Genomic DNA, 10,213 nt, shown 5'->3' with positions numbered 1-10,213 from the left:
CCTTCTTCTATCCGGAGGGAGGCGGACAGCCCTGTGACAGAGGAAGCATTGCCGGAGCAAAGCTTCTCTTTGTGGAGGAAAAAGAAGGGGAGCTTTGGCAGTATGTAGAAGCGGATTTGCAAAAGGGAGAAAAAGTCCGTTGTCAGTTTGATGTAGACTTTCGAAGATGGCAGTCGGAAAACCACAGTGCAGAGCATATTTTTTCAGGTCTTGTGACCCAGCATTTTCCCTATAAAAACAGCGGTTTTCACATGGAATGTTTCGGGGAAAATCCCCACATGACCGTAGACTTTGACGGAGAATTCAGCGAGAAGGAATTGGAGGAGCTGGAGCAGGGGGTAAATGCCGTTATACGGCAAAATCTTCCCATAAGAGAAATTTATCTGGAAGGGGAAGAAGATACGAGTTTGGAAAGAAAGGATGGCAGTATTTCTTTTCGACAAAAGAAGGCTTTGGAGGGAGATATTCGTATTATAGAAATTCCCAAGGTGGATTCCTGCGCCTGTTGCGGAACCCATCTAAGCTTCACCGGAGAGATTGGGGTATTTACCATTCTTTCCTATGAAAAGCATAGGAAGGGCTGTCGTTTGACCATGCTGGCGGGGGAGCTGGCCTTTCTTGCTTTGGAAAAAAAGCTAAAGCTTTTATCCGGCTTTGCCCAAAGTCTTAGCCGGCCTTGGACAGAGATTCCGGAGGCATTTCGGAGCTTGCAGGAGAAAATCTTTGAAAAGGAAGAAGAAAAAAGAGGAATTTTAGAGGCGGGAATCCGGCTTTTGGAAGAAAAGATATTGAAAGAGCTGGAAGAGCAACGGAAGGAAATAGAGAATAGAGAAAAGATAGAAAGAACGGAAGAAACGAAAAGCAGGGAGGAATCCGGACAAGGTGCCAAAACGCTATTGCTGGGAAGTCCTCTAAAGGATAGCTGCTTTTCTTACTACGGGAAGAATCCTTACCTCTTTCTCTACCTGTCCGAACTTGGGATGAAGGACTTGCAAAAAATCTGTGACAGGCTGAGACTTTCCCTTCCCCTTTCCCTCATTTGCCTTGGGAAAAAGGAAGAAGGCTTTTCCCTGGTGGCAGGAAGCAAAGAAGAGGATATGAGAGTCTTTGGAAAGCTACTGGGAGAAAAATTGTCCTTCCGGGGAGGGGGACAGAAGGAGATGATTCAGGGAAGCACTGGGGTAGGCTTTAGGGAGATGAATGCCTTTATTGAAAGAATTTTATAGGCAAAGTCAAGTTTTTTCTTGTTGAAAATGAAAAATCTAAAACTATACTTAAGGAAGGACAAGAAGAAAAATAACTTTTCTTCAAGAACGAATAAAAAAATTTTTCAGGAAAAAGGAGTGTTCCATGACAGAGAGAATCAAGGGCTTGAAGGGTAAACTCATTGTATCTTGTCAGGCGCTGCCGGAGGAGCCCCTACATTCCTCCTTCATTATGGGAAGAATGGCCAGAGCGGCAAAGATGGCAGGGGCAGGAGGCATCCGGGCCAACACCAAAGAAGATATTGCGGAGATTAAGAAGGAAGTGGAGCTTCCCATTATCGGTATCGTTAAGAGAGATTACGAGGATTCGAAGGTATATATCACCCCCACCATGAAAGAGGTGGATGAACTTATGGAAGTAGGGGTAGATATCATTGCGATTGATGCCACCATTTCCAAAAGGCCGGGGGGAAAGAGTCTGGCAGAATTTTTCCAGGAAATAAAGGCCAAATACAAGGATCAGGCATTTATGGCGGATTGTTCCACGGTGGAAGAAGCCATAGAAGCGGATCGCCTGGGATTTGACTTTATTGGCTCCACTATGGTGGGGTATACAGAGCAGTCTAAGGGAGATCGGATTGAGGCAGACGATTTCCTGATTCTTCGGAAAATGATTGAGAGCGTAAAGCATCCGGTCATTGCCGAAGGCAACATCAACACTCCGGCAAAGGCGAAACGAGTTATGGAGCTTGGCGCCTATGCGGTGGTTGTTGGATCAATTATCACAAGGCCGCAGCTGATTGCGGTACCCTTTGTGGAGGCACTCAAAGAATGGGAGGAGAAACAATGAAGAAAAGAATCTTAGCATGGGGAGCAGCGTCTCTGCTTCTGGCTAGCAGCTTGGCAGCTTGCGGACCAAAGGCTACGACAGAGACAGAGAAGAAGGCGGAATCCGGAAAGGCAAGTGAGGCCGCTTCCGAGAAGGCCGAGGGAGCTTCCGAGGATGAGGCATTAAAGGCTGATTTAAAGCTCTACACCTATCCTATCGGAAAATGGGGCGACAGCGCTTCCGTAGATACCTTGCTGCAGAATTTTAACGCAAAGTATCCGGATATCCATGTTACCGTAGAGTATCTGGACTACCAGAGTGGTGACGACCAGGTAAATACCGCTATCGAAGGAAAAGCGGCACCCGACCTGATTATGGAAGGACCGGAGCGTTTGGTGGCAAACTGGGGCGCAAAGGGATTGATGGTGGATTTGGCGGATCTCTTTGAAGATGATGCGGCAAAGGATATTTATCCCAACGTAGTAGAGGCTTGTAAGTCCTCCGAGGGAAAGTACTACGAGTATCCCTTGGCTATGATTGCACACTGCATGGCTATTAACAAGACTGCCTTCGAGAATGCAGATGCATTACAGTATCTTGACTTGGACAACCACACCTGGACTACAGAGAATTTCTTCAAGGCTGTGAAGGCTCTGCATGATAAGGGTCAGGAAAATGTTGCGGCAGTTTACTGCGGCGGACAGGGCGGAGACCAGGGAACCAGAGCTTTGGTAAACAACCTGTACGGCGGAAAGTTTACCAATAAGGAGCATACCGAGTATGCTGTAGATTCTTCCGAGAACGCACAGGCTTTAGAAGAGCTGACGAAGGCAGAGGGAATCAACTTTGACCCGGCTTTGGTTGGAGGAGATGAGATTACCCTTTTCAGAAATGGAACTTTGGCAATGTCTCTTTGCTGGAACTCTGCGCAGCAGAACAACAAGGACAACGGCGAAGCAGGCAAGACCAACAACGGCGATGAAATCATTCCTATGCTTTTCCCTGCAAAGGACGGAAAGGCAGAGCTTTGCGGAGGAATCTGGGGCTTCGGAATCTTCGATAACGGAGACGAGAACAAGGTGAAGGCTGCAAAGGTATTTATCCGTTTCATGGCAAACGATGCGGAACAGGCAAAGCTTTCCGTACAGACTACAGGATTCTTCCCTGTACACAAGGATCTTACAGACGTTTATGAGGGAACAGAGAACGCAGAGACTATGAAGCTTTTTACAGAGAAGTTCATGCCTTCCTTTGGAGACTACTATCAGGTAACTCCGGGCTGGGCAACTGCCAGAACAGAGTGGTGGAACATGCTTCAGAGAATCGGTCAGGGAGGAGATGTAAAAACAGAATTAACCACTTTCCAGACCAATGCAAACGCGGCAGCAAAGGCATAAGCTATAGCGGAGTACAGCATACAGCTTATGAAAATGTTTTAGAATGAATTTGAGAATTATTCGAAACATTTGTGAAGAAGAATAGGCTCCGGAAGGCTCACCCTTTGACGGGAAGCCTCCGGAGTTTTTTGATTAGAGGAGAGAAAATGGACTACGTACAAAGCAATCGAAGCAAAATATTAGCCCAAAGAGAAACTCGCTCTGCCTATTTGTTTTTATTGCCAAGCCTTGTGTTCTTTCTGGGCTTCGTAATTTTTCCCATGATTTTGTGCGTCTATACCAGTTTCTTTGATGCCACCATGGGAAAAAATGTGGCAGACCAGTTTATCGGTTTAAAAAACTATACAGAGCTTTTCGGAGACAGCATTTTCCAAAAAGCACTGAAAAATACCTTAATCATCGTTTTGGTATCTGTTCCAACGGTAGCGATTTTTTCCTTATGGGTGGCTTCCGCCATTTATAAGATGAAGGGACCGGTACTTTCCGCCTTCCGCTGTATCTTCTATCTACCTGTAGTAACAGGCTCCGTAGCAGTTACCGTGGTATGGAAATGGATGTTCCATAATTACTATGGCTTATTCAACTATGTGGGAACCCATACCGGCGTGTTGGAGAAGAATATCAACTGGCTGGGAGATGCCCGTTTTGCCCTGCCCTGTATTATTCTGATTTTATTTACCACCTCCGTAGGACAGCCCATCGTCCTCTATGTTTCTGCCCTTGGAAATGTGGATGACTCCCTGGTAGAGGCGGCTTCCGTAGACGGTGCCACCGATCTTCAGCTTTTCTGGAAGATTAAATGGCCCCAGATTATGCCCACCACCCTTTACATTTTGGTCATTACCACCATCAACAGCTTCCAGTGCTTTGCCCTGATTCAGCTCTTGACCTCCGGTGGACCGAACCACAGTACGGATACGGTAATGTATTATATCTATTACACAGCCTTTAAGCTTTATCGTTACGGCTACGGCAATGCTATGGGTGTGATTTTGGCGATTATCATTGCCTTACTCTCTGCATTACAGTTCCAGTTGGCAAAAGAAAAATAGGAGGAATTTATGCATAAGACAAAAAATCTTTATAGCTTACTTAGCTTGTTCCTGCTAATTCTCCTGGCTTTTTTCTTTCTTTTTCCCTTATACTGGATAATTACAGGATCTTTTAAAACCGCCCAGTCCATCAACGGCACAAGCCCGGACTGGTTTCCAAAAGAGTGGGTACTATTGAATTACCAAAAGCTCTTTTCCCGTCAGCCCACCGCTCTCTTTACCTTGAGTATACCCTTTAGCGGAGCCTTCTCCGGAACAGGGAAGGATATTGTGCTGATGACAGGCCCGAAAGTGCCGGGAGCGGTACGTTGGCTTTTAAACACGGTGTTCATGTCCTTATCCGCCATGATTTTAACCTGTGTAACCGCCTCCATGGCAGGCTACGCCTTGGCGAAAAAGCGTTTTAGAGGAAGAACTCTTTTGTTCACCCTGATTGTATGTGCTATGGCTCTTCCCAAGCAAGTTATTTTGATTCCTTTGATTCGGGAAATGTCCTTTTTGAAGCTTTACAACAGCCTTTTGGCAGTCATCTTCCCCACCGTGGGATGGCCCTTCGGCGTGTTCTTGATGAAGCAGTTCTCCGAGGGGGTACCCGGGGAAATGCTGGAAGCCTCCCGCATTGACGGAGCCTCTGAAGCCAGAATCTTTAGCCAGATTGTGCTTCCCATGATTAAACCGGGAATCGGTGCCTTGGCAATCTTTACTTTTATCAACAGCTGGAACGACTACTTCATGCAGTTGATTATGTTAAGCAGTACAGAGAACTTAACCATTTCTTTGGGAATCGCCAAGTTACAGGCGGAAAATGCCACAGACTTCGGTATCATCATGGCAGGAGCTGCGGTGGCGGCAATCCCGATTTTAATCGTATTCTTAATGTTCCAAAGATATTTTACCCAGGGTATTGCCATGGGAGCCGTTAAGGGATAACAATGTTCATGTAGGTCGGTGGGATTTTTTGCTCTATCGTTAAAGTAGGAATGAGCATATAAAATTGAGCTTTTCACAGCGAAAAAACCCGGCCGGCAGCAAAACTTTTGGGGTGTTTTGCCCCTTAGAAGGAGACAGAAATGACAAATGTAGAGAAATTTCAAGGAATTTTACCAGCCTTTTATGCCTGCTATGAGGACAATGGAGAGGTATCTGTAGAAAGAAGCAAGGCCTTGGTTCGCTTCTTTATTGAGGCAGGAGTACAGGGCTTATATGTAAATGGCTCTTCCGGAGAGTGCATTTACCTTTCCGTAGAGGACAGAAAGACCATTTTGGAAGCGGTAATGGCGGAAGCCAAGGGTAAGCTTCGTATTATTGCTCATGTGGCTTGCAACAACACCAAGGATTCTGTGGAGTTGGCGAAGCATGCGGAAAGCTTAGGAGTGGATGCCATTGCGGCAATTCCTCCCATTTACTTCCGTCTGCCAAGCTACAGCATTGCGGAGTACTGGAATACCATCAGTGCAGCAGCACCTAATACCGACTTCATCATTTACAATATTCCCCAGCTTGCCGGCGTAAGCCTTACCAAGGAATTGTTCATGGAAATGAAGAAGAATCCCAGAGTGATCGGAGTAAAGAACTCCTCCATGCCTGTTCAGGATATTCAGAATTACAAGGCCTGGGGTGGAGAGGATTTCGTGGTTTTCAACGGTCCGGATGAGCAGTTTATTGGAGGAAGAACTATGGGAGCCTGCGGCGGAATCGGTGGAACCTATGGGGCCATGCCGGAGCTTTTCCTAAAGATGAATGCTCTTTTCAAAGAGAACCGCATCGAAGAAGCAAGAAAGATTCAGTTTGCGGTAAATGAAATTATCACTTTACTTTGTAGTGGTCACGGTAATATGTATGCCATGATTAAGGAAGTACTGAAACTGCGCAAGGGCTTAAATGTGGGCTCTGTAAGAAGTCCGTTAAGTCCTTTAACAGAGGCGGATTTGGAGATTGCAAAGAAGACTGCCAAGGTCATCGATGAGACAGTAGCGCGCTTCGTATAAAAGATTTGCCTGCTTTGTAGGGTTTCTTGGAAACTTTACAGAGCAGGCTAAAAGTGCTTTTAGGGGACATTCCCCCGGGAGCAGCTATAGATAAACAGCTTGAAAGGAAAGCAATTAAAGGAGGAAATATGGCTGGGGCAAAGACCATTGTATGTTTTGGAGATTCCAATACCCACGGGTACAACAATAAAAACGGAAAGCGTTTCAGCGAGCATGTGCGTTGGCCTATGGTTTTACAGGAATTATTAGGGGAGGAGTATTTGATACGGGAGGAAGGCTTATCAGGCCGTACCACTGTTTTTGAAGATCCCTTGTACGAGGGTCTTTCCGGCGTGAGTATAATCCGTCCCATCCTTCTTACCCATGAGCCGGTTTCCCTTTTGATTATCATGCTGGGAACCAATGATGTAAAGGAGCGTTTTTCCGCTACTGCGGAAAATATTTCCAGAGGGCTGGAGCGTTTAATCCGAAAAGCCAAATCCGTACAGGAAGCCTTTACAGAAGAAAAGCCGAAAATCCTGATTATCGCTCCCTATCCCATTGATCCGGAATATAAGGATACTATCGTAGGGAATGAAATGGGAAAAGACTGCTGTGAAAAGTCCAAGGCCATTATTCCTCTATATGAGGCGGTGGCAAAGCGTACCGGCTGTGCCTACCTTTCGGCACAGGATATTCCGGGAGTAGAAAATTACCCCTACGACTATATGCATTTGAGCCCTGAAGCCCATAAAGCTTTGGCGGAGCATCTGGCTAAGTGGATTCCCGATTATTTTTCAGAAGAAGGAAAGTAGGTAGCAGTATGGAAAAGCGATACTTTGCCCTGGATATCGGAGGCACCAAAACAAAATATGCCCTTTTGGGAGAAAAGGGAGAAATCCTCTCTACTTATGAAAAGGACACCGAGGCTCAAAGAGGCGGTTCTTTTATTCTGGAAAATGTTAAGGGAGAAATCCGTAGAGTTTTAGAGGAACTAAAAGGAGAACTGACGGAGGGAGCACAAGACAGGAAAAAAGCAGAAGTACCGGTAGAGCAAAAATCAGAAGTATCGGTAGAGCAAAAAGTAGAAGCGAAGCTAGAGTCACTCTTAGCCGGCATCTGTATCTCCACAGCAGGGATGGTGGATGAGATAAAGGGAGAGATTATTCATGCAGGTCCTCAGATTCCGGAGTACAAGGGATGCAACTGGAAGGAAGAAATAGAAACTGCATTTTCCATTCCCTGTGAGGTGGAAAATGATGTAAAGTGCGCCGGTCTTGGAGAATATTCCTTTGGCAGCGGAAAAGGGACAAATTCCATGCTTTGCCTTACCATAGGCACCGGTATCGGCGGAAGCTTCATTTTAAACGGAGAGGTCTATCACGGCACTTCCCATTCCGCCATGGAAATCGGCTATATGCAGATTCCGGGAGGAATGTTCCAGCGTATGGCTTCCACCTCTGCTGTAGTAAAGAGAGTAGCCAGCAGAAAGGGAGAGGCGGAAGAGCTTTGGAACGGAAAGCGGATATTTGAGGAAGTTAAGAAGGAAGATAAAATCTGTCTGGAAGAGCTGGACAGACTTTGTGATGCCCTTTCTATCGGACTTAGTAATCTTTGCTATGCCTTTAATCCGGAATGTATTGTGCTGGGGGGAGGCATTATGGAGCAGAAGGATATTCTGCTTCCTAAGATTTGGGGACATTTGCAGGAGCATCTGGTGCCTATTGTGGCGGAAAATACCCATTTGCTGGCTGCCAGCCTTGGAAACAGAGCAGGATTGCTGGGGGCTTATGTGCATTTTCAAAATCGACAAAGAGCTAAAGACTAAAAGAAGTTAGGAGTCTTCGCATTTTATCCTAAAGACAATCCGTTGAGAGTCTATATTTTAAAAAGGAAAACCGAGCAAGCTTCCTCAGGGGATAGGATGTATTGGGAAGGATTAAAGATGGAAAAATATTGTATCTTTACAGAAGAAAAAAAGTTTACTATAGCTTCCGTGGAAGTGAAGGATGGGCGCTTTTCCGCGATTCACAAGGAAAGAGAGCTTTCTGAAGAGGAAGCCTTTTCCTGTCCGGAGGATTTTCTCCTGCCGGGGCTGATTGACATTCATTTTCATGGCTGTTTGGGAGAGGATTTCTGTGACGGTACCAGGGAGGCCATACAGACTTTGGCAAAGTATGAGGCGGAGCATGGCATTACCGTCATTTGCCCGGCAACCCTGACTCTGGCTGTGGAAGATTTGGAAAAGGTGCTTTCTTTAGCGAAGGAATACCATGAGGAAGGCTTAAAAATCGGAGAGGCGAGACTCTTGGGCATCAATATGGAAGGCCCCTTCATCAGCCCGGTGAAGAAGGGAGCGCAGAATCCCAATTACATTTTAAAGTGGGATGAAAAGCTTGCGGAGCGCTTCTTACATTGTTCCGGAGGACTGGTAAAATATATGGGCTTGGCGCCGGAGGAGAATCCGGATTTCCAGCGTTTTATTCCGAAAATGCGGGGAAAGGTAAAGATTTCCCTTGCTCATACCAATGCAGATTTCCCCACGGCTTTGAAAGCCTACCAGGCAGGAGCCAGCCATGCGGTACACCTTTTCAATGCCATGACCGGTCTGGACCACAGAAATCCGGGGGTTGTGGGAGCAACCATTGAGGAAAAGGAAGTCTTTGCTGAGCTGATTACGGATGGCATTCATGTGCATCCTGCCATGGTGCGTCTGGCCTTTGAGGCATTGGGAGAGGATAGAGTCATTCTCATCAGTGACAGCCTTCGCTCCACCGGAATGCCGGACGGCCTTTATGACCTTGGAGGGCAGGAAGTGGAAAAGAAGGGAAAGCACTGTACACTGACATCCAACGGAGCGTTGGCAGGCTCCGTGTCCAATGTTTATGACTGCCTTTGTACTGCGGTAAAGGAAATGAAGATTCCTCTGAGAAAGGCCATTACAGCAGCCAGCTTAAACCCTGCCCGCTCCTTAGGAATTGAGAAGGACTACGGCAGCATTACGGTAGGAAAGCAGGCGGATTATCTGATTGTGGATAAGGATTTGAAGCAGAAGGCGGTATATCAGGCCGGTGAAAAAATTATTTAAATCCTATATAAGTAGGAAAAATTGCTTAAAATCCCTTATGACAATGAGCTTGGAAAAGACTGAGATTGCATGAAAATTATTCAAACAGCAAAATTGGGAATGAATAAAATTACTAAAAATGCAAAGAAAAATGTAAGAGGAAAAGCATTTGACGAAATCTCCTTCCAATCATATAGTTAAAATAGCTTATGTATAATTCATAACGAGATATCCCTTGCAAAGCGTGGGATATCTCGTTTTAAAGGATTGGAAGGGAGAAAATATGAATACAGATAATCAAAAGCCATGGCTATACAGAAGCGTTAAGAGCACTTTAAGCCTGGCTTTTTTCTTGGAAATGTTACTTTCTTATTTTATGCCCTTTTCTGATAAGGGGAATCAAATAGGGATTGGTTTTCCCTATACCTACCTTTATATACAAAAACAGGGAGTCTTGCATAGTTCTCCTTTTTTGTCTGTCGGTATGAATCCGTTGAGACTGATTTTGAATCTTTTCTTTTTGTACCTTTTATTAAAATTCCTCTCCTGGTCCTGGTGTTTTTTGGAATTAAATAGGAAACAGAACTAGGAGTTCAGGCGATAGTTCTTATCAAAAAGAAGAAAAATGAGGATTAACTCGACAAAAGCAATGACTTAATAAGTGAATAAAAATAAAAAAACAATAAACATTGTCAC

At 45.4% G+C, this 10,213-nt stretch carries 9 protein-coding genes; all 9 read left to right on the top strand.

Annotated features, from left to right (window positions below):
- Positions 1–1,226: alanyl-tRNA editing protein (locus RYO92_RS10215; RefSeq protein ID WP_315370318.1), on the top strand; the 1,226-nt coding region annotated here is incomplete at its 5' end.
- A 124-nt stretch (positions 1,227–1,350) separates the two neighbouring features.
- Positions 1,351–2,055 carry an N-acetylmannosamine-6-phosphate 2-epimerase gene (locus tag RYO92_RS10210; RefSeq protein ID WP_314833731.1) on the top strand — a complete coding sequence of 235 codons (705 nt, stop codon included), beginning with the start codon at positions 1,351–1,353 and terminating at the stop codon, positions 2,053–2,055.
- The gene (locus tag RYO92_RS10205) at positions 2,052–3,431 is read left to right on the top strand and encodes an ABC transporter substrate-binding protein (RefSeq protein WP_315370317.1); all 1,380 of its coding nucleotides are present in this window, start codon (positions 2,052–2,054) and stop codon (positions 3,429–3,431) included. Before RYO92_RS10210 ends, RYO92_RS10205 begins: the two co-directional genes overlap by 4 nt.
- 146 nt (positions 3,432–3,577) lie before the next feature.
- Positions 3,578–4,483, top strand: coding sequence for a carbohydrate ABC transporter permease (locus tag RYO92_RS10200; protein WP_040648685.1), 906 nt, complete (start codon positions 3,578–3,580; stop codon positions 4,481–4,483).
- Positions 4,484–4,492: 9 nt separating this feature from the next.
- Positions 4,493–5,413 (top strand): carbohydrate ABC transporter permease, encoded by a 921-nt coding sequence (locus RYO92_RS10195; RefSeq protein WP_007156777.1) that lies wholly within the window; start codon positions 4,493–4,495, stop codon positions 5,411–5,413.
- A gap of 140 nt (positions 5,414–5,553) precedes the next feature.
- Positions 5,554–6,471 carry a dihydrodipicolinate synthase family protein gene (locus tag RYO92_RS10190; RefSeq protein ID WP_315370316.1) on the top strand — a complete coding sequence of 306 codons (918 nt, stop codon included), beginning with the start codon at positions 5,554–5,556 and terminating at the stop codon, positions 6,469–6,471.
- 128 nt (positions 6,472–6,599) lie between these two features.
- Positions 6,600–7,265 (top strand): GDSL-type esterase/lipase family protein, encoded by a 666-nt coding sequence (locus RYO92_RS10185; protein ID WP_315370315.1) that lies wholly within the window; start codon positions 6,600–6,602, stop codon positions 7,263–7,265.
- 8 nt (positions 7,266–7,273) lie between these two features.
- Positions 7,274–8,278 carry an ROK family protein gene (locus RYO92_RS10180; protein ID WP_315370314.1) on the top strand — a complete coding sequence of 335 codons (1,005 nt, stop codon included), beginning with the start codon at positions 7,274–7,276 and terminating at the stop codon, positions 8,276–8,278.
- A 96-nt stretch (positions 8,279–8,374) separates the two neighbouring features.
- The gene (gene nagA / locus RYO92_RS10175; protein ID WP_315370313.1) at positions 8,375–9,538 is read left to right on the top strand and encodes an N-acetylglucosamine-6-phosphate deacetylase; all 1,164 of its coding nucleotides are present in this window, start codon (positions 8,375–8,377) and stop codon (positions 9,536–9,538) included.
- Positions 9,539–10,213: the final 675 nt, after the last annotated feature.

It is taken from the genome of Oribacterium sinus, from assembly GCF_963553175.1.
Lineage (GTDB): Bacteria > Bacillota > Clostridia > Lachnospirales > Lachnospiraceae > Oribacterium > Oribacterium sinus_B.
This window is presented reverse-complemented; position numbering and strand designations above follow the sequence as displayed.